This is a genomic window from Paraburkholderia sp. A1BS-2L (assembly GCF_051125205.1).
In the GTDB taxonomy this organism is placed as follows: domain Bacteria; phylum Pseudomonadota; class Gammaproteobacteria; order Burkholderiales; family Burkholderiaceae; genus Paraburkholderia.
The window spans coordinates 326333-352710 of sequence record NZ_CP120430.1 but is presented as its reverse complement, the minus strand read 5'-3'; the positions used below and the strand labels follow the sequence as shown (position 1 = coordinate 352710).

20 protein-coding genes and 3 pseudogenes are annotated in these 26378 nt (G+C 62.6%); 11 read left to right on the top strand and 12 right to left on the bottom strand.

Features of this window, described 5'->3' with window-relative positions:
* Nucleotides 1-25: 25 nt before the first annotated feature.
* The 8 genes from P5W98_RS26115 to P5W98_RS26080 all read right to left on the bottom strand — a co-directional run bounded on the left by P5W98_RS26115 (nucleotide 26) and on the right by P5W98_RS26080 (nucleotide 9599).
* Nucleotides 26-1015 carry a cyclodeaminase gene (locus tag P5W98_RS26115; RefSeq protein ID WP_421027651.1) on the bottom strand — a complete coding sequence of 330 codons (990 nt, stop codon included), beginning with the start codon at nucleotides 1013-1015 and terminating at the stop codon, nucleotides 26-28.
* Nucleotides 1012-2043: a hydroxyectoine utilization dehydratase EutB gene (eutB, locus tag P5W98_RS26110; protein ID WP_421027650.1), complete on the bottom strand. Its 1032-nt coding sequence runs from the start codon at nucleotides 2041-2043 to the stop codon at nucleotides 1012-1014. Before eutB ends, P5W98_RS26115 begins: the two co-directional genes overlap by 4 nt.
* A gap of 174 nt (nucleotides 2044-2217) precedes the next feature.
* Complete coding sequence (locus P5W98_RS26105; RefSeq protein WP_421027649.1) at nucleotides 2218-3615, bottom strand: PLP-dependent aminotransferase family protein; 1398 nt, start codon at nucleotides 3613-3615, stop codon at nucleotides 2218-2220.
* A 309-nt stretch (nucleotides 3616-3924) separates the two neighbouring features.
* Nucleotides 3925-5376 carry a purine-cytosine permease family protein gene (locus P5W98_RS26100; RefSeq protein WP_421027648.1) on the bottom strand — a complete coding sequence of 484 codons (1452 nt, stop codon included), beginning with the start codon at nucleotides 5374-5376 and terminating at the stop codon, nucleotides 3925-3927.
* A 97-nt stretch (nucleotides 5377-5473) separates the two neighbouring features.
* Nucleotides 5474-6418, bottom strand: coding sequence for an electron transfer flavoprotein subunit alpha/FixB family protein (locus P5W98_RS26095; RefSeq protein WP_421027647.1), 945 nt, complete (start codon nucleotides 6416-6418; stop codon nucleotides 5474-5476).
* A 22-nt stretch (nucleotides 6419-6440) separates the two neighbouring features.
* Nucleotides 6441-7190 carry an electron transfer flavoprotein subunit beta/FixA family protein gene (locus P5W98_RS26090; protein WP_421027646.1) on the bottom strand — a complete coding sequence of 250 codons (750 nt, stop codon included), beginning with the start codon at nucleotides 7188-7190 and terminating at the stop codon, nucleotides 6441-6443.
* A gap of 26 nt (nucleotides 7191-7216) precedes the next feature.
* Nucleotides 7217-8356 (bottom strand): acyl-CoA dehydrogenase family protein, encoded by a 1140-nt coding sequence (locus tag P5W98_RS26085; RefSeq protein WP_421028031.1) that lies wholly within the window; start codon nucleotides 8354-8356, stop codon nucleotides 7217-7219.
* Nucleotides 8349-9599, bottom strand: coding sequence for a CaiB/BaiF CoA transferase family protein (locus P5W98_RS26080; RefSeq protein WP_421027645.1), 1251 nt, complete (start codon nucleotides 9597-9599; stop codon nucleotides 8349-8351). The genes P5W98_RS26085 and P5W98_RS26080 overlap by 8 nt, the downstream gene beginning before the upstream one ends.
* 108 nt (nucleotides 9600-9707) lie before the next feature.
* On the opposite strand from P5W98_RS26080, the gene P5W98_RS26075 reads away from it, so the two are divergent.
* From P5W98_RS26075 to P5W98_RS26065, 3 genes and pseudogenes are all read left to right on the top strand, one after another.
* Nucleotides 9708-10619 carry a LysR family transcriptional regulator gene (locus P5W98_RS26075; protein ID WP_421027644.1) on the top strand — a complete coding sequence of 304 codons (912 nt, stop codon included), beginning with the start codon at nucleotides 9708-9710 and terminating at the stop codon, nucleotides 10617-10619.
* 507 nt (nucleotides 10620-11126) lie between these two features.
* On the top strand, nucleotides 11127-11747 hold the full coding sequence (locus P5W98_RS26070; RefSeq protein ID WP_421027643.1) for a carbonic anhydrase: 621 nt from the start codon (nucleotides 11127-11129) through the stop codon (nucleotides 11745-11747).
* 113 nt (nucleotides 11748-11860) lie between these two features.
* A pseudogene (locus P5W98_RS26065) lies at nucleotides 11861-12808 on the top strand (SulP family inorganic anion transporter); the annotation flags it as partial.
* A gap of 35 nt (nucleotides 12809-12843) precedes the next feature.
* Here the strand turns inward: P5W98_RS26065 and P5W98_RS26060 are convergent.
* Nucleotides 12844-13803 (bottom strand): IS5 family transposase, encoded by a 960-nt coding sequence (locus tag P5W98_RS26060; protein ID WP_421026637.1) that lies wholly within the window; start codon nucleotides 13801-13803, stop codon nucleotides 12844-12846.
* A 119-nt stretch (nucleotides 13804-13922) separates the two neighbouring features.
* Here P5W98_RS26060 and P5W98_RS26055 point away from each other — a divergent pair.
* Nucleotides 13923-14570, top strand: a pseudogene (locus tag P5W98_RS26055) (SulP family inorganic anion transporter); the annotation flags it as partial.
* A 367-nt stretch (nucleotides 14571-14937) separates the two neighbouring features.
* Here P5W98_RS26055 and P5W98_RS26050 read toward each other — a convergent pair.
* On the bottom strand, nucleotides 14938-16128 hold the full coding sequence (locus P5W98_RS26050; RefSeq protein ID WP_421027642.1) for a GGDEF domain-containing protein: 1191 nt from the start codon (nucleotides 16126-16128) through the stop codon (nucleotides 14938-14940).
* A gap of 561 nt (nucleotides 16129-16689) precedes the next feature.
* Here P5W98_RS26050 and P5W98_RS26045 point away from each other — a divergent pair.
* Together P5W98_RS26045 and solA are read left to right on the top strand one after the other, a co-directional pair.
* Nucleotides 16690-17010 carry a hypothetical protein gene (locus P5W98_RS26045; protein ID WP_421027641.1) on the top strand — a complete coding sequence of 107 codons (321 nt, stop codon included), beginning with the start codon at nucleotides 16690-16692 and terminating at the stop codon, nucleotides 17008-17010.
* Between the two features lie 127 nt (nucleotides 17011-17137).
* The gene (gene solA / locus P5W98_RS26040) at nucleotides 17138-18304 is read left to right on the top strand and encodes an N-methyl-L-tryptophan oxidase (protein ID WP_421027640.1); all 1167 of its coding nucleotides are present in this window, start codon (nucleotides 17138-17140) and stop codon (nucleotides 18302-18304) included.
* 209 nt (nucleotides 18305-18513) lie between these two features.
* Here solA and P5W98_RS26035 read toward each other — a convergent pair whose 3' ends face one another.
* Nucleotides 18514-19992 (bottom strand): sensor domain-containing diguanylate cyclase, encoded by a 1479-nt coding sequence (locus tag P5W98_RS26035; protein ID WP_421027639.1) that lies wholly within the window; start codon nucleotides 19990-19992, stop codon nucleotides 18514-18516.
* A gap of 235 nt (nucleotides 19993-20227) precedes the next feature.
* Here P5W98_RS26035 and P5W98_RS26030 point away from each other — a divergent pair, with 235 nt between their 5' ends.
* From P5W98_RS26030 to P5W98_RS26010, 5 genes and pseudogenes are all read left to right on the top strand, one after another.
* On the top strand, nucleotides 20228-20581 hold the full coding sequence (locus P5W98_RS26030; protein ID WP_421027638.1) for a HigA family addiction module antitoxin: 354 nt from the start codon (nucleotides 20228-20230) through the stop codon (nucleotides 20579-20581).
* Entirely contained in the window at nucleotides 20571-22085 is a 1515-nt protein-coding gene (locus tag P5W98_RS26025; protein ID WP_421027637.1) for an ATPase domain-containing protein, read from the top strand. Before P5W98_RS26030 ends, P5W98_RS26025 begins: the two co-directional genes overlap by 11 nt.
* Nucleotides 22072-24132 (top strand): hybrid sensor histidine kinase/response regulator, encoded by a 2061-nt coding sequence (locus P5W98_RS26020; protein ID WP_421073377.1) that lies wholly within the window; start codon nucleotides 22072-22074, stop codon nucleotides 24130-24132. Before P5W98_RS26025 ends, P5W98_RS26020 begins: the two co-directional genes overlap by 14 nt.
* Before the next feature lie 113 nt (nucleotides 24133-24245).
* Nucleotides 24246-24475, top strand: a pseudogene (locus P5W98_RS26015) (transposase); the annotation flags it as partial.
* A 156-nt stretch (nucleotides 24476-24631) separates the two neighbouring features.
* On the top strand, nucleotides 24632-25204 hold the full coding sequence (locus P5W98_RS26010) for a thioredoxin family protein (protein WP_421027635.1): 573 nt from the start codon (nucleotides 24632-24634) through the stop codon (nucleotides 25202-25204).
* Nucleotides 25205-25280: 76 nt separating this feature from the next.
* On the opposite strand, the gene P5W98_RS26005 is transcribed toward P5W98_RS26010, so the two are convergent.
* Nucleotides 25281-26309: an alpha/beta fold hydrolase gene (locus P5W98_RS26005; RefSeq protein ID WP_421027634.1), complete on the bottom strand. Its 1029-nt coding sequence runs from the start codon at nucleotides 26307-26309 to the stop codon at nucleotides 25281-25283.
* Nucleotides 26310-26378: the final 69 nt, after the last annotated feature.

The window sequence follows — 26378 nt, the reverse complement described above, 5'->3', positions numbered from 1 at the left end:
CGATTGTTGCGCCTTCATGGCGATGTCATTGCGAAAAGAGCACCCCGGCGCTCGCGCCACGCGCCCGCTGCAAGGCGAGTGCCGCAATCGCGGTGTCCTGCGCGCCGGTTCCGGTCAGATCGCAGATCGTCACGTCGGCTTCATCGACGCGGCCGGCACTCTGGCCCGCGATCACCTGCCCGAGTTCGGTTATCGCGCTGTCGGCGTGCATCGCACCGGCATTCAGCGCGTGATGCAGTTCGCCGAGCACACGCGTTTGCTGCGCGCGGTCGCACACGTAGCGCGCCGCCGCCAACGCCGCCGGGGCGATTTCGTTCTTGTGTTCGGCATCGGAACCCATGGCCGTGATGTGCAGACCAGGATGCAGATGGGCGGCTTCGATCAGCGGCGTGCGGCTCGGCGTGGTCGTGATCGCTATATCTGCTTCGGCGAGCGCATGGCGAACGTCGCGCGCCACCTCGCATCGAACGCCGAGTGTTTCGCTCATCTCCTGCACGAAGCGCTGCGCGCTTTCCGGGTTGCGCGCCCACACGCGCACTCGCTCGATGCAGCGCACCAGCGACAGCGCCTGCAATTGCAGGCGTGCCTGCTCGCCCGCGCCAAGCACCGCGACGTGCGGCGCGTGGGGCTTCGCGAGCCAGCGCGCCGCCACCGCACCGGCAGCCGCCGTGCGCACCGCCGTGAGATAACCGTTATCGAGCAGCACGGCTTCGGTCAAACCGGTCTTCGCCGACAGCACCAGCATCAGCCCGTTCAGACTTGGCAGCCCGAGCGACGGATTGTCGAAAAACCCGGGACTCACCTTGATCGCGAGACTGTCGAAGCGCGGCAGCCAAGCGGTCTTCACGTCGATTTCACCGTTGTGGTCCGGCAGGTCGAGCCGCAGGATCGGCGGCATGGCAACGGCCTCGGTGGCAAGCGATAGAAACGCCGTTTCCACCTGATCGACCGCCGCGAGATCGAGCGGGACGAGTTGACGTAGTTCGGCTTCGCCGAGGAGCGTGATGGAAGTCATGGGGCCTCGAGTGAGTCACGTGGTGCACGGCTGCGGTCAACGACGCGCCGATGCAGGTCCATATCGATGTTCGCGCCGGTCACGACCAGCACGAGCGGTCCGTGCGCGAGACGCCCGGCTTCGAGCTTGCCGTCGAGCAAGGCGGCGATGCCGACGGCTGCCGCGCCCTCTACAACGAGCCGTTCATGCCAGTACGCGTGCGCAATGCCGCGCGCAATGGATGCCTCGTCGAGCAACACGATCTGGTCGATCAGATCGCGCGTGAGCCCAAAGGTGTAGCGGTTTTCAAGCCCGATGCCGCCGCCGAGCGAATCGGCGAGCGTTTCGACTTCGTCGACGAGAACCGGTTTGCCGGCCGCGAGGCTCGCCTGCATCGCCGCGCCGCGCGCCATCGTCACACCGGTGAGGCCAATCGCGGCGTTCGCGCTCCTGGCGGCGAACGCGACGCCGGCAAAGAGGCCACCACCCGAAAGCGGCACGACGATGTTCGCGACATCGGGGAGCGCCTCGACGATTTCCAGGCCAATCGTTGCCTGCCCGGCGATCACATGCGGATCATCGAACGGCGGCACATACGCATAGCCTTCGTTGCGCACCAGAAGCCGCGCTGCGTGTTCGGCCTCGTCCTGGCTTTTACCGACAATCTGAACCTGTGCGCCGAGCGCGCGCACCGCGTCGACCTTGTTGGCCGGCACGAGCGCCGACATGCAGACCATCGCGTCGATGCCGAGCGCGCGGGCCGCATGCGCAACCGCGCGCCCATGATTGCCGGTGGAAGCGGTCACGACCTTGCGGCAACCGGCCTCGGCGAGACGCGCGAGTGCGTTGGTGGCGCCGCGCACCTTGAAACTGCCAGTGGGTTGCACGGTTTCGAGCTTGAGATACACGGGCACGCCCGCAAGATGCGACAAGCCCTGCGATTCGACGAGTGGCGTGCGGCAGATGCGCCTCTCGATACGCCGCCGCGCATGATAGACATCGGCCAATGAAAGACCGGTCTGCGAAGTAAGGGATATCGAAGCGGACATCGACTCGGCTCTGCGCGAAAGGGTTCGAAGGTTTCGAATCCGATGCGGCTACGCCCGCCTTGCTGGCTCATGGGTGGCTGCATCGTGCTCAGTCCAGCCCAGTCTAATGTTCTAAAAAGCGATTTTTATTGTCCTGGTACATTTCCAGTTCGCGCGTCGCAATGCGCGCGACGATTACACGAAATCGTGTACTTGCGGGTATTGCTCGAACACATCGAGCATGGTCTCCAGCGCATTGTTGTAAGTTCCTTCGCCCACCTCGGCGCCCACACACACGCGCACGGCGTTGGGCCTATCGGCGTCGCGCACCAGAAACGGATCGGGTGAAGTCACGGCGATATTGCGATTGCGCAGTTCCCTCACGAGGCGATCGGTGCGCCAGTGATCGGGCACGCGCAGCCACGCGGAGAGCGCCTGCGGATGCGCGCCGAGCACGTATTTGCCCAGCGTCTTGCGCAACTGTGCCTGACGCTTTCCAAGCCGTTCGCGCTGGATCTCGACGAGCCGCGCCGCCGTCCCGTCCGCGATCCAGCGCGTGGCCACTTCCGCCATCGGTGAGGTGGCCATCCAGCTGCTGACGCGAAGCACGCTCTCCACGCGCAGCGCCAGCCTGCGCGGCGTCGCCAGATAGCCGATCCGCAAGCCCGCCATCACCGATTTGGTCATGCTCGTGCAGTAAAACGACAGGTCGGGAATCAGGCTGGAGATCGGCGTGGCCGCTTTGGCGGGAAGCGGGCCGTAGACATCGTCCTCGATTATGTACACGCCGTAGCGCTCGGCGATTCGCGCAATCGCGCGGCGCCGCGAGTCCGGCATCAGCGCGACCGTCGGGTTGTTCAGCGTCGGAGTGCAGACGAGCGCGGTAATGCGCTCGCTGTCGCACATTTCCTCGAAATGTTCGGGATGAATGCCGTACTCGTCGATCTCCAGGCCTTTCAGCGTGAAGCCCAGCACGTTGGCCGAGCCGATCACGCCGTGATCGGTCAGGCTCTCGCACAACACCGTATCGCCGGGGCCGACCGTCGATGCCAGCGCGAGAAAAATGCCGTGCGCGGTGCCGTTCGTCACAAGCAGCGTATCGGCCGAAGCCGGCATGCCCAGTGACGCGAGCCACGCGACGCCCGCCTGCCGGTGGTGTTCGAAGCCCGCGATCGGGCGAAACGCGCGAATCCACGGCTGATCGTCGATGGTTGAAAGCGTGGCGCACACCTTGCGCCACATCGCGTCGTGTTCCGCCGTATGAATGATCCGCGCGATCGAAAAATCGACCACCGATCGCTCGGCGGTATCGAGCATGTAGCTCGACATGGTCTCGGTAACGCGCGCAGCCACGAAGCTGCCGCGTCCTACCTCGCAGCGGATCAGCCCCTGTCGCTCCAGTTCCTTGTACGCATTGGTCACTGTTTGCACGCTGATCGCCAGTTCGGCCGCGACGTCGCGCTGCGGCGGCAGGCGTGCGCCAGCCGGCAAAGTCTGGCTCTCGATGTCGCTCGCGATAGCCTTGACCAGCCGTTTGTATTTCGATTCCACGCCATGCACCGCGCGCAGGGTTTCCCGCCACTGCTCGATCACCGACGACCTCCGCGTTTTCCGGTTCGCGTATCCGGTTACCACCGGTTTTTGTGGCTTCCCTCGTCTATATTGCGGCAAAACAGGACGCGAAGAATATTGTCCTATGACATTTCCGGAAAAAAATTGCTGCTCGCTTTCGGCGTCGGAGGGGTGGCGTAGGCCCAGCGGGAATGCCTTTTAGCCCATGAGCTATAAAAGAGACCCGTTCCCCGATTTTTGTAGCCAAAGGGGACAATTCCCACTTGCCGCCTCGAAGCCCTTGGGCTGCAAATTTTTTCGTTTTCAGCCCCGCGCGGTCGTGCCAGCACGCTAAATCAGCGTTTCCCTGGCGCCTGCCTCATCGCTCAGCGTATCAGGCAGGATGAGCTGGGCAGGCACGCGCGAAGGCGCGAAGTGCGTCGCCGCGTAGTACAGCGCGCCCGGCACGACGATGCCGACGATCCACGAAATATCCACGCCGCCGAGATACTCGACCCAACGCCCGGTATAAAAGCCGGTGGCAACGAAAGGCATCTGCACCAGCACACCTGCAACGTAGACGGTTATACCGACCGGATTCCAGCGCCCGTATCGGCCATTCGCATCGAAGAGCGCGGGCACGTCGTAACGCTCACGCGTGACACAATAGTAGTCGACAAGGTTGATCGCGCTCCACGGCGTGAAGAACACCAGCAGGAACAGCAGGAAAGACGAGAATGCCTTCAGAAACGAATGCTGCCCGGCAAGCGCGAGTGCGCTCGACGCGCTCACGGAGAGAATCACGAATGCGAGGCGGGTACGGCGGGACACTTCGCGGCGCTGGCCCAGACCGGTAACGATCGTCGCCACCGACATCACGCTGCCGTACGCGTTGAGCGTGGTGATGGTGAGCTTGCCAAGCGCAATCGTGAAATAGAGGATCGCAGCGATGGTACCCGTCGCACCGAGGCCGACAATGAACGCCACCTCATGCCCGGAGAAGCGGTTCCCCGCGAGCGCGGCGGCGAGCACGCCGAACGTCATCGAAACCTGCGCCCCGATCACCGTTCCGCTGAATACGGCGAAGAAGGTCTTGAGCGTCGAGGTGGACTTCGGCAGATAGCGTGAATAGTCGGCGACGTAGGGACCGTATGCGATCTGCCAGGACGCTGAGAGCGAAACGGCGAGCAGGAAGGAGGCGACGGTGAAATGCCGGTTGGCGATCAGCGAGCTCCATGCGTGACCCGTCAGGAGGCTCGCGAAGAGGTACAGGAAGGCCAGTGTGCCGACGATGCTCGATACGCGGCCCATTGCGTGAATGATTCGATAGCCTAGTCCGGTGAGCAGAATCACCACGGCGGCAAAGATCAGGATCGCAACGGTGTTGTTCACGTCGAGCAGTTCGCCGATGGCCTGACCGGCCAGCACCGTGCCGCCCGCAGAGAACCCCACGTACATCACACAGACCAGCACGAGCGGAATGATTGCGCCATAGACACCGAACTGCACGCGGCTCGAAATCATCTGAGGCAGGCCGAGTTGCGGGCCTTGCGCACCATGCAAGGCCATGACCGCGCCGCCGAGAATCTGCCCGAGGAGAAGCCCGATCAACGACCAGAATACGTCGCCACCCAGCACGACGGCGAGCGCGCCAACCACGACTGCCGTTATCTGCAGATTCGCACCGAACCAGAGCGAAAACTGGCTGGAAAGATTGCCGTGGCGCTCGGCATCGGGGATGTAGTCGATCGAACGACGCTCAGCTATGGCGGTTCTTGCACTCCGTGATGCGGTACGGTCCATTTTGTGCTCATCTCCAAAAGGTAACTGCTGCAGGGTCGTGCCCGCGTGCGCTGCGAACCGCGGCGCACCAGGCGTTGAACAAAGCGGCGTACGTTGTTCAGATTTTTTCGGTAAGCGACGGAACGATGTCGTTGAGATCCCCGACGACGCCGTAATCGGCGACGCTGAAAATCGGCGCTTCCGGATCCTTGTTGATCGCCACGATGACCTTCGAGTCCTTCATCCCGGCCAGATGCTGGATCGCACCCGAGATGCCCACCGCGACGTACAGTTGCGGCGCGACGATCTTGCCGGTCTGGCCGACCTGGTAATCGTTCGGCACGTAGCCTGCATCGACTGCCGCACGCGAGGCGCCCAGCGCTGCGTTCAGCCTGTCGGCCAGCGGCTCCAGAACCTTGGTGTAGTTCTCGCCGCTGCCCAGACCGCGGCCGCCAGAGACAATGATCTTCGCGCTCGTGAGTTCCGGGCGGTCTAGCTTCGTGACTTCACGGCTCACGAATAGCGAGAGGCCGGAATCCGCCACAGCCTCGATTTTTTCCACGCTCGCGCTGCCGCCTTCGGCTGCAACCGCATCGAATGCGGTCGCGCGGACCGTGATGACCTTGATGGGATCTTGAGATTGCACCGTCGCAATCGCATTGCCTGCGTAGATCGGGCGCTCGAACGTGTCCGGGCTGTCGACTGCGGTAATATCGCTGATCTGGGCGACGTCCAGCTTCGCGGCGATACGCGGCGCGATGTTCTTGCCGCAGGCAGTCGCCGGCATGAGGATGTGCGTGTAGTTCTTCGCCGGGTCTTGCACAATCGCGTGAACCGTCGCTTCGACGTTCTCCGCAAGACCTGCTTCAAGTTGCGGCGCGTCGGCCAACAGCACCCTGGACACACCTGAGATCTTCGCTGCCGCATCCGCTGCAGGCTGCGCATGGTGACCCGCGACCAGCACGTGAACGTCGCCACCGATCTTCAGCGCCGCAGCAACCGTATTCAGCGTAGCGGCCTTGATCGACGCATTGTCGTGTTCTGCAATTACCAGATTCGTCATTTGCTCTGTATCCGTGGTTTGCTCAAAGCACCTTGGCTTCGGTTTTCAGCTTCGCCACCAGCGCCTTCACGTCCGGCACCACCACACCGGCGGCGCGCTTCGGCGGCTCGCTGACTTTCAGTGTCTTCAGGCGCGGCGCGACGTCCACGCCGAGGTCTTCCGGCTTGATCGTTTCCAGCGGCTTCTTTTTCGCCTTCATGATGTTCGGCAGCGTCACGTAGCGCGGCTCGTTCAAGCGCAGATCCGTCGTGACCACGGCCGGCAGCTTCAGCGACAGCGTCTCGGCGCCGCCGTCCACTTCGCGCGACACGCTTGCCTTGCCATCCGCCACCACAACCTTCGACGCGAACGTTGCCTGCGGCAGGTTGGCCAGCGCGGCCAGCATCTGGCCGGTCTGGTTCGAATCGTCGTCGATGGCCTGTTTGCCCAGGATGACCAGCGAAGGCTGTTCCCTGTCGACCAGCGCCTTCATCAGCTTGGCCACCGCCAGCGGCTGCAGGTCTTCATTCGACTCGATCAGGATGGCGCGGTCCGCGCCGATCGCGAGCGCGGTGCGCAGGGTCTCCTGCGCCTGCGTCACGCCTGCCGACACGGCGATCACTTCGGTCGCCACGCCCGCTTCCTTCAGGCGTACCGCCTCTTCCACGGCGATTTCGTCGAACGGGTTCATCGACATCTTTACGTTCGCAATGTCGACGCCAGTGCCGTCGAGCCTCACGCCGACTTTGATATTGGCATCGACAACGCGTTTGACCGCCACTAGCACTTTCATTTTCGCCCTCCGTCCATTGACCGTCGTTACGCCAGAATCGACCGCGCAATCACCGTGCGCTGAATTTCCGACGACCCTTCGTAAATACGCAGAATCCGCGCGTCGCGCACGAGCCGCTCGACGCGCATCTCGCGCGTGAATCCATAGCCGCCGTGTATCTGCAGCGCCGCGTCGGTGACGAACGCCACCATCTCCGACGCGTAGAGCTTCGCCATCGAAGCCGCATCGGTGAACGGCTCGCCCGCCGCGCGCCGCGTCGCCGCCTGAAGCGTCAGGAGCCACGCTGCTTCCAGTTGCGTTTTCATGTCGGCAAATTTCCATTGCAAGCCTTGTTTCGCTGCAAGGGGCTCGCCGTTGACGTGGCGCGTCTTCGCCCATTCCATCGCGTCGCCAAGTGCCGCTTCTGCAATGCCGAGGCTGGTCGCCGCCACATCCAGGCGGCTGTTGTCGAGCACTTTCATCGCCGTGCGAAAGCCGGTGCCTTCTTCGCCCAGCCGGTTTGCCGCCGGCACATAGCAATCGAGCGCGACCTCGTGCGCCGGTGCGCCCCGAATGCCCATCAGCATTTCAGCCGACGACACCGACACGCCAGGCGTATCGGCATCCACAACGAACGCGCTGATACCGCGCGTCCCGAGCTCCATCGCGGTCTTCGCGTAGACCACGATAAATTGCGCCGCCCCGGCGTTCGAAATGAAGTGCTTCACACCGCGCAGCCTGTAGCCATCACCATCACGCACCGCCTGGGTCGTCATGCCAGCCGGATTCGAACCGGCTTGCGGCTCGGTCAACGCGAACGCGCCGAGCTTGACGCCCGTCGCCGCGTCGGGCAGATAGCGTGCGCGCAACGCATCGTCGCCACCGATCAGGATCGAATCAGTGGCGAGGTAGTGGGCGCCAATCATCGACGAAGTCGACGCGCACGCGCGCGCAATCTCTGCCAATGCAAGAATGATCGCTGCGGGCGAGGCGCCAATGCCACCCCAGCGCTCAGGCAGGTTCATGCTCATCACGCCCAGATCGGCAAGCGCCGGCACATAGCGCGTAGTGGAAATCTCGTCGCGGTCCACCTGCGCCGCGTGCGGCGCCAACTCTGCGTGCGCAAAGCGACGGATCGCCTCGGCAATCTCGAGATCGGCCGCGGTGACACCCATTCGTTTAAGCATCATTCATCTCCTGAATCGTTTCGTTTGGCATGCTTAAGGTTTTGTCGACACCCAGTACGCCGGCGGCGCACAGCGCATCGATGTGGGTTGCGTCGACGCCGAGCTGCCGCTGCAGCACGGCCAGCGTGTGCTCGCCCAGGCGCGGCGCACGCGTCGTGCGCGTGGCGGGCCAGGCCGAGAACTGGACCGGCTGCCTCGGCAGGCGCATGGTGCCCCCGCCGCTGGACGGCGTCTCGACCAGCAGGCCACGCTCGCGCGCTTGCTCGCTCTCCAGCGCGTCTCTGATGTTCTGGATCGGTGCGACAGGAATGCCCGCCTCGCTCAGTAGCGCATTCACCTCGTCGATGCTACGGATACCAGACCACGCTTCGATGCACGCACGCAACACCGCTTCGTTTTCGCAGCGCGCCGCGTCGTTCGCAAAGCGTGCATCGTCGACCAGCGCGGGTTGGCCAAGCGCGTGCGCGAAGCGCTCGAAAAGACGATTGTTGAGCACCGCCACGACAAAATAGCCGTCCTTCGCGCGATAGGCCCCGAACGGCGCCGACGACGGGTGCCGGTTGCCTACGCGCTGCGGCGCGATGCCGGTCGTCGCATAACGCGCGACCTGCGCGGCAGTCAGGCTAAGCGTCGCATCGAACATCGCCACGTCTACGTGCGTACCCTTGCCGGTGCGCTCGCGCGCTAGCAGCGCTGCGAGCACGCCCCACGAAGCGAAGATGCCGCTCACGACGTCCGAGACCGAATCGCCGACAAGCGTTGGTGCGCCATCGGGCAAACCGGTCGCGTCCATCAGTCCGCACATCGCTTGCAGAATGATGTCGTAGGCGGGCCGATGCGATTCCGGTCCGGTCTGGCCGAAACCCGAGACGCTTGCATACACGAGCGCGGGATTGTGCGCGGCGAGCTGCGCATAGTCGATGCCGAGACGCTCGGCCACGCCGGGGCGGAAGTTCTCGACAACGACATCGGCCTGCGCGCAAAGCGCCTGCGCCAGCGCGCGGCCTTCGTCGCGCTTCAAATCGATCACGACGCTTTGCTTGTTGCGGTTCATCGCACTGAAAAGACCGCTCTCTCCTCCAGAAAACGGGCCGATTGCGCGGTAGTCGTCGCCGCCGGGCGGCTCGATCTTGATGACTTCGGCGCCCAGGTCGCCGAGCAGCGCGGAACATAGCGGGCCCGCGAGCACGCGGGAAAAATCGATCACACGAATGCCGTCGAGCGGCAGCGCGAGCAGTGTCACAGCGTCTTCCTCCAGAACAGCCGGCCAATTCGGCGGGTGAATTAATTCTCGGCTTTGGAGGCAATAAGATAAAATACTGGAATAAATTAACCGCTATATGAAAATCGTATGGCCCTATCGCTCAGGCTGCTGCGCTACTTCGTTACGGCCGCGGAAACCGGCAGCACGACCGCTGCGGCGAAACAGTTGAACGTGTCGCAGCCTTCAATCTCAGTGGCGATCCGTGAGCTGGAAGCGCTGTTCGACGCGCCGCTCTTCGCGCGCGGCGCAGGCACCGGCATGACGCTTACGCATTTCGGACAACGAAAGCTGGCCGAGGCGCGCCACCTGCTCGCCTCGGCATTGGCGTTCGCCACCGACGACGTTGGCGAAGGCGACGGCGGCCTCGTTCAGATCGGCGTGTTCCGCACGATCGCGCCGGTTTATCTGCCGCGTGTGCTCAAGCTCGCGCAGGCGCGCTTTCCGGGTCTCACCGTGCAGTTCCGCGAAGGTGACCTGGCGCAACTCGATGAGTGGCTGCGCAAGCGCCAGATCGATCTCGCACTCATGTACGACGTGGGCTTGCCCGGGGACATCGAGCGCGAGTGCCTCGCCGAACTCAAGCCGTACGCGCTCTTGCCCTACGCGTCATCGCTCGCGAAGCGCCGGCGCGCGATCTCGCTGCACGAACTCGCGGAGCAGCCATTCATCCAGATCGACCTGCCGCAGAGCCGTGACTTTCTGATGGCCCCATTCTGGCAGCACGGCCTGTCGCCCAACGTGCAGTATCGGGCGACGTCCATTGAACTCGTGCGCGCGATGGTGGCAAGCGGGCTGGGCGTGTCGCTGCTAATTACGCAAAGTCCCGCGGCCGAGAAGACGCCGCTCGTTGCCGAGCGGCCGATACGTGAAGCCACCGTGATTCAGCCGCTCGTGATTGCACGACCCGCGCGTGTGCCGCACACGCGAGCCTCGGAACTGCTCACCGCCTGCGTGCGCGACGCGGTGACTGAAGCAACGCGCGAGCGGGTCGGAAAATGATCGATGTGGGCATCAAGCGTCGTCCGCATTAATTCCGTCACCGTTGCGCCCATCATTGGGTCATCCATTGAAAGGCCATCCGGCATCACGGCCGGCATCAGGGCCAGCCGTATGTGAAGGCGCCTCCTCAAGATTTGCCGAGCGGCTGGCAGGCAGGGAAAGCACGCACAGATCGCGCCATCGGCAAACCAGGCGCACCACATGCCCGCCACCGCATAGCGTTCGTGGGTTTCAGCGGATATGCATACGCTTGCCAACCGCGCCCAAGCGCGCCAAAGCGCGCCAAAGCGCGCCCTGCCCTCTTCGACAGGGCGCCACAGCAAGATTGTTCCCGATGGTCGTTAGCCGCCGCTAATTTCCCGCGTACTCGCGCAAACACGGCCAATCTGCCTTTTTATATTCACTGCGCATGGTTTCGATTTATTTTTCGCGGGCGTCCAGTTTTTTTCTGGTAGAAAGCAATACGTAAGAATTGAGCGGAGCCGCCGCTCATTGGAGCCTCGACCCATGAATCTTCCGAAACGCATGCTCGTAGCCAACGTCGCCTGGGCGCAGGAAATTGCCCGACGCGACCCGCAGTTCTTCAGCGCGCTAGCCGCCGGGCAGAAGCCGCAAGTGCTCTGGATTGGCTGTTCCGATAGCCGCGTACCGGCCGAAAGCGTCACCCACTGTGCACCAGGCGACCTCTTCGTCCACCGAAACATCGCCAACCTGTTCCACCCCGACGACGACAACAACATGAGCGTGCTTGAATATGCGGTGCGCGTACTCCGGGTCGCACACATTATTGTCTGCGGCCATTACGGATGCGGCGGCGTACGCGCCTCGCTGCTCCCACCCGCCGGCGCTCTGCCGCACGTGAACCGGCGCATCAAGCCGCTTTGCGCGCTCGCGCAGACGCATCGCGCGACCCTCGAACGCCTGCCGTCGGAAGAAGCTCGCATCAACCATCTTGCCGAACTCAACGTGATCGAGCAGGTGCGCCTGCTGCGCGAGCATCCACTCGTGCGTGAGAGCGAACCCGCACCGCTCGTGCACGGATGGATCTTTTCGCTCAGCGACGGCCAGTTGCGCGAACTCGCTTCGGGCTACGATGCGACAACAACGTTGGCAATCGCGGCAAGCTGATCATTCATTCTGAATTGCGTGTCCCCTTCAGGCGTGCGTCGGCCGTCGTGGCCCGGCACTTGCACAAAGCACGCACTCGCGTTTTCCACCCGTCTCTTCTTCCTGCTTCCGTCATGACTTCAAGAGCTTCTCTGTCCGCGCTTGCGCGCGACTTCGCTGCGGGCACCGTCGTCTTTCTCGTCGCGCTACCCTTGTGTCTCGGCATCGCAAGAGCCTCCGGCGCCGAGCCATTAGCCGGTCTCGTTTCTGGTATTGTCGGCGGCATCGTCGTCGCCGCGCTCAGCGGTTCGCGCTTGAGTGTGAGCGGCCCCGCCGCGGGACTCGTTGTGATCGTCGTGGATGGCATCGCACGCCTTGGCGGCTTCTCCGCATTTCTGCTCGCGGTGCTGCTTTCGGGCGTCATACAGTTCGGCTTTGGAATGCTGAGAGCCGGCCGGCTCGCCTCCTATGTGCCCACGCCCGTTATCAAAGGCATGCTCGCCGCAATCGGTCTGCTGCTGGTCGTGAAGCAAATCCCGCTCGCACTGGGACTTGCGTCAGCGCCCCGCACCGAATCATTCCTGGCTGCACTTCAGTCGATTTCTCCCATCGCATGCATCGTTGCTGCGCTTTCGCTCGCCATCCTCGCGGCGTGGGAAACACGTGCCCTGCGACGCTTTTCGCTCGTGCGGCTCGTGCCTGCACCGCTTGCCGTTGTGGTTGCCGGCGTAAGTGTCACAGTGGTTTGCGGCGCGCTCGGGCCTACGTTTGCGCTCCCGGTCGAACACCGTGTGGCGCTGCCTGCAATCGGGTCGTTAGCGGCACTGGGCGACGCCCTGAAATTTGGCGACTTTGAGCTGAGCTTCGCACTTCTCGCCTCTCCGGAGATCTGGATCGTGGCGTTGACCTTGGCCGTCGTTGCAAGTCTCGAGACCTTGTTGAGTCTCGAAGCCGTCGAGCAGATCGACCCGCTGCGACGCACGGCACCGCCAGACCGCGAACTGAAGGCGCAAGGCGTCGGCAATTTCATCGCGGGCGCCGTTGGAGGATTGCCAATTACATCGGCGTTGTTGCGTAAATCAGGCGTAGAGACGACATGATCTGTGTGCTCTCAATCTCAGGCGATACGGACGGACTGCGGGCGAGCGAGGGCTACCATGCGATTGAGTACACCCGCACGGATTGATACCTCGGTGGCTTGCGAGCCCGTCGCGCGCGCCCACAGACAGGAGCCCGTGAGTACCTTGAGCCGGTACATCAAGGTCTCGGCGAGCGATCGCCGGTGGTAGCCGCTCGCCTGCTTCCATTCGCGCCTGCTGCTTCCTTCGATAGCGGCAATAGCTGCATTGCGCCAGGTGGCGCCGGGCGTGCGGTCTGGCCACGGCTTCGCTCCCTCGCGCGGCGGAATCGACGGGCTGGCGCCACGCGCGGCGATCTGCGCGTGACAAGGCTTGGTGTCGTAAGCGCCATCGCCTGCGATGGTATCGATCATTACATCAGCCGGAATCTGGTCGAGCAGATCGGGCAACACTTCGCCATCGCCTTCGTCCTGATGGGTCATCAGCGCGGCGCAGATCTGGCCTGTGTTCGCATCCATCGCGAGGTGCACCTTGCGCCAGGTGCGACGCTTGGACCAGCCATGCTTGCGCACCTTCCACTCGCCTTCGCCGTAAACCTTCAGCCCGGTGCTGTCGATCACGAGGTGCATGGGCTCATGGGGACGTTGCGCCGGCAGCGCGACCTTGAGGGTCTGGGCGCGACGGCTCAAGGTCGTGTAGTTGGGTACCGGCAAGCTCGGAAAGGCGAGCTTGCGCAAGCTCTGGGCGAAGCCTTGCAGTGCGCGCAGCGGCAGATGAAAGACTTGCTTGAGACTGAGCAGCATCTGGATCGCTGCATCGCTGTAGACACGCGGTCGGCCGTGCCTGGTCGGGCCAGCCTCGGGTACCTGCGTCAGTACGCCTTCATCAATCCACATGGTTACATCGCCTCTTGCGATCAAGCCCGCGTTGTAATCCCGCCAGTTCCTGACGCGGTACACCCCTTTGGGTTCGCTGGCCTTGCGTTCGTCCTTGCGCATCTTCTCGGGGAAAAAATCGAGAATCTACGCAGCTCGATGCGAAGTTAACATCCTGGTCAACCCGAGCGTTGCACGTAAACGTCAGTCCACCTGGAAGCGCCCCAATTTCTGCAACAACGCCAATTACATCGGTCATCGTACGCAGTTCGGCAAACGTGCACGCCGGTGCGCAAAGCCGGCTCTCAGCAATCGTGCACGGCGTGCTGCTGCTTGTCAGCGTGTTCGCCCTCACCGATGTCATCAACCTGATTCCGCTCGCAAGCCTGGCCGCAATTCTGATACATACAGGCGTCAAGCTCGCCAAACCCTCGCTATTCGTCGGACTCGCGAAACAGGGCGCAGCGCCGTTCGCGCCGTTCATTGTGACTGTCACTGGTGTCCTTGCCACCGATCTGCTTACCGGGATCATGCTTGGCGTGCTCTGCAGCGTCGGGCTGGCACTGTGGGCGAACCTGCATCGGCCGATTGCGCTCGCGCAGCACGACGACCATTTTCTGCTCTCGTTTCGCAAGGATGTGTCGTTCCTCGGCAAGGTGCCGCTCAAGCAGATGCTCACCCGCATTCCTGACCGTGCCACGGTAATCGTCGACACCACGCGTGCCGACTTCATTGATCACGACGTCCGTGAGTTGCTCGAGCGTTTCTTCGCCGACGCGAAGCAACGCTCGATAGTGGTCGAGATGCGGCATGCAGCACACGTGCCCCCTCCTGTGACTCGGACATGGAGGTCGACCCCGGACCTCGCGGCCGAGGCCCGCTCAAACTGAAGAGAGAAAGCACGCCCCGCCTTCAAGTTCCGCCAGGGGCGCATTGAACCTGCCGCGATTCGGGCCAGACGGCTGCGTGACCCTCGGCCAAGGCTTTCTGCCGGGCGCGGTGGGGTTCACGTAGCGCAGCGGGCGATCGGTAGGCATGGGCATCGAGCATGTCCCCCGCGCACAGATCGCACAAGGCAAGCCCGGATATCGCAATGCAGCGAAGCTGCACCGCTTTAACGCGGTGAATGACGCATTGAAAGCCGCCGGCGTTCAATACCACGCCCATTGGGCGCTCATGCTGCGCGCGCTCGCGCACAAGCCGCGCACGCATGTATTTGGCGGAGCGCCCGAAATGTCCGGGAGATTCCGGATGACGCTAACCGCTACCGTCCCGCACCCTCACGAACTCCAGCGTATCGAGTTCGTCCGTCTCGGGCGCCACCACGACGCGATTGCGGCCTGCCGCTTTCGCCATGTAGAGTGCCGCGTCTGCCCGCGCCATTGCGCTCTCCAGCGTATCGCCAGGCAAGATCTCGCTGACCCCGACGCTGAACGTGCAGCGCACGCCATCGTCAGGCGATTGTTCGGCAACAAGCCGAAGTGCGTTGGCCATTCGCGCGGCATCGGTTTTGCGGGTATCTGCAAACAAGATCGCGAACTCTTCGCCGCCCAGCCGTCCCAAAAGATCGCACGACCGCAGCCCGTCGGACACCACCGATGCGACGCGCGCAAGAACACGATCACCGACTGCATGGCCAAAGCCGTCGTTGACGGCCTTGAAATTGTCGACGTCGAGGATCGCGATGGACAGCCGCCTGGACTTTTCCTGCGCCTCGGAAAGCAGCAGGTTCGCCCTGGACATGAACGCGCGCCGCATGAGTACGCCCGTCAGTTCGTCGATGGTCGCGAGTTTTTCCATCCTTCGGGCGAGCTGATCGTGTGCGAGCATCACCATGCCGATCGACATGCACGGTAACGTGACAACCGCCAGTCCGAGCAGCAGAACGTTCCAGAGCGACAGTTGCAGGAATGTAGTGGGCGGCACGACACCGGACGCTGCCGCAACGATCCGCGCGATGTGTACCAACGCGCCAAGGTAAGCCGCTGCAGCCAGGAATCGATGCGCGTAGCGCGTGCCGTCCCTCGGCGCGTGACGCAGGGCCAACGTACCCACGGTGATGCGTCCATACGCAAACACAATGGATGCCAGCGTGACCCTTGCATGGAGATCAGGCGATACGCACGTAAAGTACGCCAGCGCTACAACGACGATCACGATCGCCACTGACTCGTCACGACGTACAGGACTAAGGCCGAAAAACTGACGCATGCCCTGAACAAGCAGCATCACGGCGCCCAGCGTAAGGAGCAGGACGCCCAGGATTGCGCCCGGACCAGGCTGATTGCCGACGACCAACACCCATGACGAAGCCGAAGCCAATAGCGCGTAAGCGAAACACCAACGACCAACTCCCGCCACGGCTGTCCGAAGCAGCGAACCCAGGATGGCAACGCTCATCAGGCAAGATACGATCAAGATGCCGAACAAGGCGATGGCGCTGAGCATGAAATTGGGCTGGCAATGAAAAGGAAGGGCGGCCTGAAATAAGAAAGCCGGCAGTCAATCGTTGAAAGCAAAACGAAAAACAAGAGTCGCGCAACGCTGGCACGCGCCTAATGCGTATCGTATCCCACGCGGGGTTGGATGAATACGAGCAGATATGGAAGGAAACCGATTCCGGCGAGCCTCCGCACTGAGAGAACATAAAGCGCCTCTTCCTCAATCGACGAGGACGTGCGCCACGCGCGGATATTCGACATGGGCGGCAGGCTTTGACCTTCGAATCGTGCAAAATCTGGCGCTTTGTCTGGAAAAGCGACGACTGTTCACATACTTACGCATCCGTCGCCTGCGCAAGAACTGCGAGGTCGCGCAGCCTTGCCACGCCGGACGTGCGTGAGCCTGGCGCCAACCCGGGCGCGAAACTACATGTGCGCGACTGCACGGTAATGCAGCGCGCGCTGCACCAACATCGACGCTGGCAGAACGCAAAGGGCGGCCATGGCGCGACCGGGGAAGACGGAGCTCGTGACCGCGGATTCCGAAAACACAACCGAGGATTGAGCGATGAGCGACCAGATTCTGGCAGCACTGATGAGCGCCCCGAAGTGGGGGCAACTGTTTCGGCACATCGACGGCGGCATCTACCGCTTCGCGGGGTTGGCGCAGCACGCCCACGACAACTCACTGTTATATCTCTACTACCACGTCTGGCCGTTCGAGCGCCCGGCGATACCGTGGGCACGCCACTCAGACCAGTGGGGCTCGCACTTCACGCCCATCACTGAGCAGGACCTGGCGGAAGCCATGCGGCAGGACCGCATGCAAGCCCAGCAGGCCGTGCGCGGCGTCGATACCGACTCGCCCCGCGCGCCTGAGACACTCTAGATCACCGGCCGCCGCGCTCGACCGGCAACCACTAATCGACGACAATGATCGACGACCGTGAAATGCGCTCCGCCCTCGCGGCGGGAACCGCTTGCTGCCTCACTCTTCGACACGACATACATCCCTGATGCCCTCTCTGCACGTCAACGCGCGCGCCTTCGACACAATCATCATCGGCGCTGGCTCGATGGGCATGGCTGCCGGGTATTACCTCGCCAAAGCCGGCAACCGGGTGCTCATGCTCGACGCCGGCGATCCGCCTCATGACATTGGTTCGCATCATGGAAGCACGCGCCTTATCCGTCATGCCTACGGAGAGGGTGCCGCTTATGTCCCGCTGGCGTTGCGGGCGCAGCAGCTCTGGACCGAACTGGAGCTCGAGACGGCTACTCCCTTCTTCGTGCGCACCGGTGTGGCCAACATCGGTCTGCCCGGCGACCACTTTCTGGATGAGGTCAGGCAAAGCGCCATCCGGTACGGGCTGACGCTGGAGACACTCGACGGCGCCGAGGCACGCAACCGATGGCCAGCATGGCGACTTTCCGAAGAGCATATCGTTCACTTCGAACCCGACGCTGGCGTGCTGTATTGCGAACGTGCGCTCAGCGCTTACCGGACACTCGCTTCCATGCATGGCGCGGCGCTGCGTACGAATGTGACGGTCAGCGGCATCGAATGGCGTGCGCCGGACAGCGTCGATGTCGTGACGCGCGAGGGAGAACGGTACTCCGCGCAAGCGCTCATCGTGTGTGCGGGCAAATGGACGCGTACGTTGCTGGCCCCGCTAGGCATGGCGCTTCCTGTGACTCGCGTACGCAAGAGCTTCGCCTGGTTCGAGCCCGCGCCGGACTTCGGCCCGGATCGTTTCCCCGGCTTCGCGGTCACATCGGCGACCGGCCAGTTCTACGGCTTCCCCGACCTGGGCGGCGAGGGACTCAAGCTCGGCAGGCATGACGGGGGACAGCACATCGCGGCAGACGCAGAGCTCACCCCGTTCGGGTCCGAACCGACCGATCTCGGTGATCTGCGGGCCTTCCTGCAGCAATTCCTGCCGGGAGCCGGAGCGCTTCGAACGGGAAGGATCTGCGAGTACGACGTCACACCGGACGAGCATTTCATCATCGATACCGTGCCTGCCTGCCCGAACGTCCTGGTCGCAACCGGCTTTTCCGGACACGGATTCAAGTTTGCCAGCGCTATCGGCGAGGCACTGGCCGAGCGCCTCACACAAGGTGTGAGCCGTGCGGATTTATCGCTTTTCTCATTCGATCGCTTCACTGGCGGCCCTGCATAACAACCGTAGCTGTCACCAACTACATGGGCAGCCTGAAGCGGTCCAATCGGACTTCCGCAGCGCTCGAACTAACCATACTATCGCGCGAAATCAGGCGATTCCTGGCGAACAGGTGGCGGCCGCTTCGCATGCGATCAGTTCAGCTTCGATTCGATCCGGTCCTTGGAGTCGGCCCCGCCGCCTGCGTGATGCCCTTCACGGCCCATGGGTCAGGAGGTCGTCTGGAACGAAGCAATCTTGTTCCGGCCGGTTGTCTTCGCGTCATACAACGCCTCGTCGGCCGCCTTGATCACCGCGCCGGCGTCGCCATCCTCTTCCGGCGTCCAGCTAGCCATTCCGATGCTGGCAGTCACGCGCCCATACTCGCTGCTCACGTGCTCGATGGCGAGTCCGCTGATCGCGGCCCGGATTTTCTCCGCGATCGCAAAGGCCCCGGTCATTGACGTGTTGGGCAGCAACACGACAAACTCCTCCCCGCCATAGCGGGCAGCGATATCGCCCGGACGGCGGATGCTCTCGCCGATGCACCGCGCGACGGCTGCCAGCGCATCGTCCCCTGCCTGGTGACCATACGTGTCGTTGTACGCCTTGAAGCGGTCGACATCGACAAACAACAGCGAAAACACGCTGCGTGCGCGACGCGCCCTGCGCCATTCCTGTTCGAGGATCTCGCCGAACGTGCGGCGGTTGTTGAGTCCGGTGAGACCATCGGTCCGGGCCAGCAGCACCAGTTCCGATTCTGCCCGCATGCGGCGACGCAACTGGACGCTCAGTAGCACGGACAGCGCAATAAGTGCTGCGCCAAACGCTGCCACCAGCAGGCCAATCGTCAGGGCGCGATGACGCCACGCTGCATAGATATCCTGTTCGGCTTCCGCGACCATGATGATCAATGGCAGATTTGGCAGGTTCTTGAAGTAGTAAAGCCGTCGAACGCCATCAATCGATGCCGTCTCGATAAACGTCCCTTCCGACGCGGACACAAAACGACGGAAGGTGCTCGCCTTGCTGATATCTCGCCCGGGAATGCGCGGGTCGTACGGCTGGCGCATGACCATGATGCCGTCCTTGCCAATCAACGACATCGAGCCATGCGGGCCTAGCGACAGGCCGGAGAACAGGCTGTGAAAATACTCGAGATTGATCGCCAGCAGCACAATGCCGGCAAACGTGCCGTCCGGATGCGAGAGTCGTCGCGACAGGGCGATGCTGGGTGTGCCGTTGCGTAGTCGCGAGTCGTACGGATCGCTAACATAGAGACCGACGTTCGGATTGTCGCGCTGGACCGTGAAGGATTTGCGGTCGGCAAAGTTGCCCTTGCGCGGCACGTCGTTGGCCGAATCCAGCACGATGTTGCCGGCGGCATCCATCACCAGCATCGAGCCGAGAAATTTGGCTGTCATCGCGTGATCGAACAGCACATCATGCCGCAAGTGCGGCGGCAACGCCATCACGTCCGCCCTTTGCAGCCCTTGTGCCACCTCCTGCAGCGACAGATCATAAAGCTCAAAGTTGCGCTCGATGTCGCGCTCGGCGACGAGACCGAGATTGCGCGAGGTTTCGCTCGCCCGGTCAAGCGCATCCTGCCGGCTTTGCAGCAATTGCAAGACGCAAAGGCCGACCAGCGCGCAGGCGATCAGGATGCCACCCACCACGATGGCGTAAGGGGCTGTTTCCCGAGTCTTCATTGTCTTTTACGGGCGGGGGAGCCTATGTGGCACTGGTTTCCGCATACTAAAAAGAGCGCGCCCAGGGTGCAAGCGGCTTCTCACCACGGAATAACGGTTCAAAACGGCCCGACCTTGAGGGGGCCACATCAGTCAACAGCAAACCAGGCGGCACCAGCTTCCCGCACGATTCCCGCTGCATGCCTTCGGGTTCGCGAATTGCTTCCGTCACGTGGCACTTTACAGGAGAGTCGGAATGCCAACTGGCCAACTTCCCGCCGGGGTCGTCCAGGCGCCCCATCCGGGGACGATTTTGCGTGACTGCGTGCTGCCAGGATTGAGTTTGACCATCAGTCAGGCCGCGCGGGAACTGGGCGTTTCGCGCCAATCCCTGCACCGCCTGCTCGGCGGCACGTCAGCGTTCACCCCGGGAACGGCTGCCCGTCTCGCGAGACTGTCCGGTGTGCCTTCGATGTATTGGCTACATCTGCAGTGCGAGTACGACCTTGAGCGCGCCCAGGTTTCGCTGGTGAACGTCCTCCCCGCGATACCGCGGCACCGTCTTTCCCCGGAAATCCTTAAACAGCTGGGAGCGATTGATGAACGCTGAGACGGAATGCGTGCGCAAAGCCCGGACCGGCGTCCCCGGGCTCGACGATGTTCTGATCGGGGGCTTCACTGAAGGACACCTTTTTCTTCTGGAGGGTGCTCCCGGGACCGGCAAGACGACAATCGCCCTGCGATTCGTCCTTACCGGTGCGCAAGCGGGCGAGCCGGGCCTCTACATCACCCTCTCCGAAACGGAAAAGGAATTGCGCAATGGCGCCCTCTCGCACGGATGGCGTCTGGGCGAGAACATCGAGGTGTTCGAGGTGACTCCCCCGGAGAGCCTGGTTGATGCCAACCAGCAGCAGAGTCTGCTGTACTCGTCCGACCTGGAACTGGGCGAGACCATCAAGGCAATCCTGGGCGCATTCGAACGCGTCAAGCCACGACGCGTTGTCCTCGACAGCCTGTCCGAGATTCGTCTGCTCGCCCAAAGCTCCCTGCGTTACCGCCGACAGGTCCTGGCCTTGAAGCACTATTTTTCGCGGTACGGCGCAACGGTTCTGTTGCTCGACGATTTGAGCTCGGAGGCTACCGATAGAACTGTCCATAGCATCGCCCACGGCGTTATCAAGCTGGATGAACTCGCGCTGGACTATGGAGCCGAGCGGCGCAGGCTGAAAATCTCGAAGTACCGTGGCCAGGCTTACCGCGGCGGCTATCACGACTTTGCGATCAGAACGGGGGGCGTTCGCATCTTCCCGCGCCTCGTCGCCGCCGAACATCGCAGCCGGCTCGCGCGAGAGAGCGTCAGCAGTGGCGTCGCGCAACTCGATACGCTGCTCGGCGGCGGCGTGGAACAGGGGTCCAGTACGCTGATTCTTGGGCCCGCCGGGGCGGGCAAATCGACCTTCGCGCTGCAGTTTGTGTGCGCGGCGCTTGAGCGTGGCGAAAAAGCCGCCCTGTTCGTCTTTGACGAGGAACTGGGGCTGCTGTTCGATCGCACCCGAAAGATGGGATTCGACCTGGAGACCATGTTCGAGGCGGGCAACCTGCACATCGCTCAGGTGGACGCGGCGGAGATGTCTCCCGGAGAGTTTGCCTGCAGCGTGCGCGCCGCCGTCGATGAGGCGCAGGCTAAAACGGTGGTGATCGACAGCCTCAATGGCTATCAGGCAGCCATGCCAGAAGAAAACGCGCTTGTGGTTCACATCCACGAGTTGCTGCAATATCTGAACCGCCAGGGTGCGACCACCTTCCTCACCGTTGCGCAGCATGGCCTGGTCGGCGACATGAAGGCCCCGGTGGAAGTCACCTACCTCGCGGATACGGTCATCCTCCTGCGCTACTTCGAGGCGCTTGGCCGGGTGCGCCGCGCGGTGTCCGTGATCAAGAAGCGCACCGGTCGCCACGAAGAAACGATCCGCGAGTTTCGCATCGGCCAGGGCGGGCTGACAGTGGGCGCCCCTCTAGAAGAATTCCAGGGCGTATTGCACGGCGTGCCGTCGTTCGTCGGAAACATCGGACCGCTGCTGAACCCCGGGCTCACTGGCGATGGCAACGTCTAAGCGAAATGGCTGTCCTGCGTTGATCCTGGCGCCGCTCGGGCGAGATGCAGCCGTCGCGGCTACCCTTTTGCAACAGTCCGGGATTGAGTCGATTGTTTGCCAGGATCTGCCGCAATTCGCAGCGCTGCTGGGCGACGGAGTCTGCTCTGCGGTCGTGACCGAAGAGGCACTGCGCGGCGCCGATCTCGCTGCCGTCACGGCCTGGGTGGCGGGGCAACCGAGCTGGTCGGATTTCCCGTTTATCGTCCTGACGCAGCACGGCGGATTTTCTGATCCGTACCCTGGCGCGGAAAGCCTCTCGAAGCGGCTCGGCAACGTCATCTTTCTCGAACGCCCGTTTCACCCGATGACATTTATCAGCGTGGTGCGAACCGCACAACGAGGACGTTCCCGGCAATACGAAGCGCGTTCCCTAATTGAAGAGCTGCACGAAGGTGAGGCACGACTGCGGACGGCGCTGACCGCGGGCCAGCTTGGCGCGTGGGAACTGGACCTGCCCATGTTCAGGTTGAGCGCGTCCGCAGCCTGCAGGGCCGTATTCGGCCGGCCGCCGGGCCGGTCCTTTACCTATGGAGACCTGGAGGCGAGCGTTCACAGCGACGACCGGGCCCGGGTGCGCGAGGCCGTGCGTCAGAGCATGGGGACGGGCTGTGACCTCGCTTGCGAATGCCGCAACTTTTGGCCTGACGGCACGCTCCATTGGGGGGAGCTTCGAGCCCGGCTAGTGCGTGACAGAACGAATAACGCCATGCGTCTCGTTGGCGTCTGCTCCGACGTCACCGCAAGAAAAACCGCTGAAGAACACCTGCGGCGCCTCAATGAGACGCTTGAAGCGAAGGTGCTCGAGCGCACGGCGCAACTCGAGCGCGCACATGAGGCCGTCCTCGAGGAAGCCCGCCAGCGCGAGCGCACGGAAGAAGCGCTGCGCCAGGTTCAAAAAATGGAAATGATCGGGCAGCTGACGGGTGGCGTGGCCCACGACTTCAATAATCTGCTCATGGCGGTGATGGGCAACCTCGAACTATTACGCAAGCAACTTTCCGGGGAAAGGATCGTGCGCCTGATCGATGGTGCGCTTCGGGGCGCACAGCGCGGCGCGTCACTGACCCAGCGTCTGCTCGCATTCGCCAGGCAGCAAGACCTCCGGATAGAACCGAGTAACTTGTCCAGCCTGATTCGTGGAATGACCGACCTGCTCGAGCGTTCTGTGGGGCCGGGCATCGAACTGAAGTTCGGGTTGCCCGACCAGTTGCCACTCACGCTTGTCGATGCCAACCAGATCGAACTTGCTCTCCTCAATCTGGTCGTCAATGCGCGTGACGCGATGCCTGACGGCGGGACGATCATGGTCCGCGTCGACGCGGTTTCGTCAACCGGTTGCGTGGATCTCACCGGGGGCGACTATGTGCGCGTCATCGTGAGCGATACCGGGTGTGGAATGGATGCGGAAACGCTCTCCAGGGCCACCGAGCCTTTTTTCACGACGAAGGAAGTCGGCAAAGGCACGGGACTCGGCCTTTCCATGATCCATGGCCTGGCGCGCCAGTTGAACGGCGCGTTACGGCTCAACAGCGAGGCCGGCCACGGCACACAGGCTGAGCTGTGGCTGCCGGTCACCTCGCGGGCGCCCTGCGCGCCGGAGCCCCCCGAAAGGGCCTCTCAGGAAAGTGCGCAGCTTGCTGGGCGCGCCACCATTTTGCTCGTAGACGATGATGCGCTGATCTCGACGAGTACCGCATATCTGCTCGAAGACCTGGGGCACGAGGTCATCGGCGCCAATTCGGGCGAGGATGCGCTGGACGTCCTCAGGAACGAGCAGAAAGTGGACCTTCTCATCACCGATTACTCAATGCCCAAAATGAATGGCGCGCAGCTGGCGCGCGCTGCACGTGAGCTAAGACCCGGTCTCCCGGTTCTCATCGCCACAGGATACGCAGATCTGCCACAGAACACGAACATGGATATTCCACGGCTGCGCAAACCTTATCAGCAGAAGCAGCTCATAGCGGAGATTGCCAAAGCGCTGTCCTTCGCACGATCTCGCTAACCTCATCAAGCGTGCAGGCCTCTCGCGACGTGAGGGATTCATGGCATGGATGGTCAACACTCCAGCGCCCGGCCCTGCCCCCTTCTTGATGAAGTTCTCCTCGCCTTTGAACCATACATGCTGAGTCCCAGAGCGACGCCACGAACTACACCGCTGAGTTCAAGGTAGCCGCCGTGCAACGAGTCAAGGACGGACAAGGCCTGAGCGCCGTATCCCGGGAATTGGGTATGTCGATGCACTCCCTGCGCAACGGGCTGAAGGCCTCCGGGCCGGCAAGCTCAATGGTCCGGGGGCGAAAGTCGTTACGGCGGAGCAAATGGAGCTCTCGCGGCGGCGAGCGGAGTACGGGTTGGGCATCGCGACCGCACATGCGAGGTTGTATCGCGATGTATCTGGCGCGCTCCGCGACACACGCTGTTTCGTGGGCGAGCGGGCCAGACATCTGCCCGATACACGTGCACCCCACTATGGTCGAACACTTCATCAAGGAGACGTCCCCATGTTCGATCGACTGAAGATTGCGGCGGCCCTCGCCACGTTCGCCGGGCTGGCCGCCACTGGTGCCTGGGCGGCTTTTGCATCCGACCCGAATCCCGAGTCCGAACCGGCGCCCGTGCAAACCGGCGCGATCGCGCCCGACTTCACTGGCACCGGCGCGTGGCTCAACAGCGTGCCGCTCGACCTCAAGCAATTGCGCGGCAAGGTGGTATTAGTCGAATTCTGGACGTTCGATTGCATCAACTGCGCGCACACGCTGCCCTATGTGAAGGACTGGTACGCCCGCTATCACGACAAGGGGCTAGTGGTGATTGGCGTGCATACGCCCGAATATCCGTTCGAGCGCGACACGGGCAATCTGAAGAAAGCCATTGCGCGGTTCGGCATTCAGTATCCGGTCGTTCAGGACAACCAATATGCGACGTGGAATGCGTATGGGAACCAGTATTGGCCCGCGCTTTATCTCATCGATAAAAGCGGCAAGGTGGCTTACAAGCGCGTTGGCGAGGGGCGCTACGACGAGACCGAGCGGACGATTCGGGATCTGCTGGGAGTGGATGGCAAACACGGGTGATACGTTATTCTGAAAGAAAAAGCACCGGCAACGGTGCTTTTTTTACATCCTTACGAATAATCGCGACGAACCCACATCACAAATGCGTCACTTGCAAAATAGCTTCGGCAAATGCCTTGGGTGCTTCCTGCGGCAAGTCATGACCAATGCCGCCGGCAATATCGCGGTGGACATACTTGCCCGTAAACTTCTTCGCATAAGCGGCCGGTTGCGGATGCGGCGCGCCATTGGCATCGCCTTCGAGGGTAATCGTGGGCACCGAAATAGTGGGTGCGGTGGCCAGTTTCTGCTCGATGCTGTCGTATTTCGATTCACCCTGTGCGAGGCCGAGACGCCACCGATAATTGTGGACGACGACCGCCACGTGATCCGGATTCTCGAACGCCGCAGCTGAGCGCGCGTAGGTCGCATCGTCGAAATTCCATTTGGGCGACGCCAGTTTCCAGATCAGCTTGTTGAATGCTTCACGGTTTTCCGCGTAACCCCGCTCGCCGCGTTCGGTCGCGAAATAATACTGATACCACCACTGAAGCTCCGCCTCCGGCGGCAGTGGCTTCTTGTTCGCCGCCTGGCTGCCGATCAGGTAGCCGCTCACCGAAACCAGCCCCTTGACCCGTTCGGGCCACAGCGCGGCGATGATGTTGGCCGTGCGCGCCCCCCAGTCGTAGCCGCCAAGCACGGCCTGATCGATCTTCAGGGCATCCATCAGCGCGACGATGTCGACGGCGGTCGCGGCCTGCTGCCCGTTGCGCGGCGTATCCGCTGAGAGAAAGCGCGTCGATCCGTAGCCGCGCAGATATGGCACGATCACGCGATAGCCTGCCCCCGCGAGCAGCGGCGCGACCTCGGCATAGCTATGGATATCGTATGGCCAGCCGTGCAACAGCAACACCGGAATGCCGTTCTCCGGCCCCACCTGCGCGTAGCCTACGTTGAGCACGCCGGCATCGATCTGCTGGATCGGCCCGAATGACACGCCGCTACCCGTGCGCGCGCCCGACGACTGCGCGCGCGCAATGCTGCTCATACCGAGTTCCGCGAGGCTGACGCTCGCCAGCGCGGTGCCAAGAAGGCGGCGACGGCGGACATTGACGGGATCTGACATGACTCACTTCTCCTTTTTGATGGTGTTAGAGGGCTGCAACGGATTTATAGCCGAGTCATAAGAGAACGT

Bases quoted from the DNA above. Each gene is read 5' to 3' on its own strand.
- P5W98_RS26115 (WP_421027651.1), bottom strand. From the start codon at position 1,015: ATGACTTCCATCACGCTCCTCGGCGAAGCCGAACTACGTCAACTCGTC.
- eutB (WP_421027650.1), bottom strand. From the start codon at position 2,043: ATGTCCGCTTCGATATCCCTTACTTCGCAGACCGGTCTTTCATTGGCC.
- P5W98_RS26100 (WP_421027648.1), bottom strand. From the start codon at position 5,376: ATGGACCGTACCGCATCACGGAGTGCAAGAACCGCCATAGCTGAGCGT.
- P5W98_RS26095 (WP_421027647.1), bottom strand. From the start codon at position 6,418: ATGACGAATCTGGTAATTGCAGAACACGACAATGCGTCGATCAAGGCC.
- P5W98_RS26090 (WP_421027646.1), bottom strand. From the start codon at position 7,190: ATGAAAGTGCTAGTGGCGGTCAAACGCGTTGTCGATGCCAATATCAAA.
- P5W98_RS26085 (WP_421028031.1), bottom strand. From the start codon at position 8,356: ATGCTTAAACGAATGGGTGTCACCGCGGCCGATCTCGAGATTGCCGAG.
- P5W98_RS26075 (WP_421027644.1), top strand. From the start codon at position 9,708: ATGGCCCTATCGCTCAGGCTGCTGCGCTACTTCGTTACGGCCGCGGAA.
- P5W98_RS26070 (WP_421027643.1), top strand. From the start codon at position 11,127: ATGAATCTTCCGAAACGCATGCTCGTAGCCAACGTCGCCTGGGCGCAG.
- P5W98_RS26060 (WP_421026637.1), bottom strand. From the start codon at position 13,803: ATGCGCAAGGACGAACGCAAGGCCAGCGAACCCAAAGGGGTGTACCGC.
- P5W98_RS26050 (WP_421027642.1), bottom strand. From the start codon at position 16,128: ATGCTCAGCGCCATCGCCTTGTTCGGCATCTTGATCGTATCTTGCCTG.
- P5W98_RS26045 (WP_421027641.1), top strand. From the start codon at position 16,690: ATGAGCGACCAGATTCTGGCAGCACTGATGAGCGCCCCGAAGTGGGGG.
- solA (WP_421027640.1), top strand. From the start codon at position 17,138: ATGCCCTCTCTGCACGTCAACGCGCGCGCCTTCGACACAATCATCATC.
- P5W98_RS26035 (WP_421027639.1), bottom strand. From the start codon at position 19,992: ATGAAGACTCGGGAAACAGCCCCTTACGCCATCGTGGTGGGTGGCATC.
- P5W98_RS26030 (WP_421027638.1), top strand. From the start codon at position 20,228: ATGCCAACTGGCCAACTTCCCGCCGGGGTCGTCCAGGCGCCCCATCCG.
- P5W98_RS26025 (WP_421027637.1), top strand. From the start codon at position 20,571: ATGAACGCTGAGACGGAATGCGTGCGCAAAGCCCGGACCGGCGTCCCC.
- P5W98_RS26020 (WP_421073377.1), top strand. From the start codon at position 22,072: ATGGCAACGTCTAAGCGAAATGGCTGTCCTGCGTTGATCCTGGCGCCG.
- P5W98_RS26010 (WP_421027635.1), top strand. From the start codon at position 24,632: ATGTTCGATCGACTGAAGATTGCGGCGGCCCTCGCCACGTTCGCCGGG.
- P5W98_RS26005 (WP_421027634.1), bottom strand. From the start codon at position 26,309: ATGTCAGATCCCGTCAATGTCCGCCGTCGCCGCCTTCTTGGCACCGCG.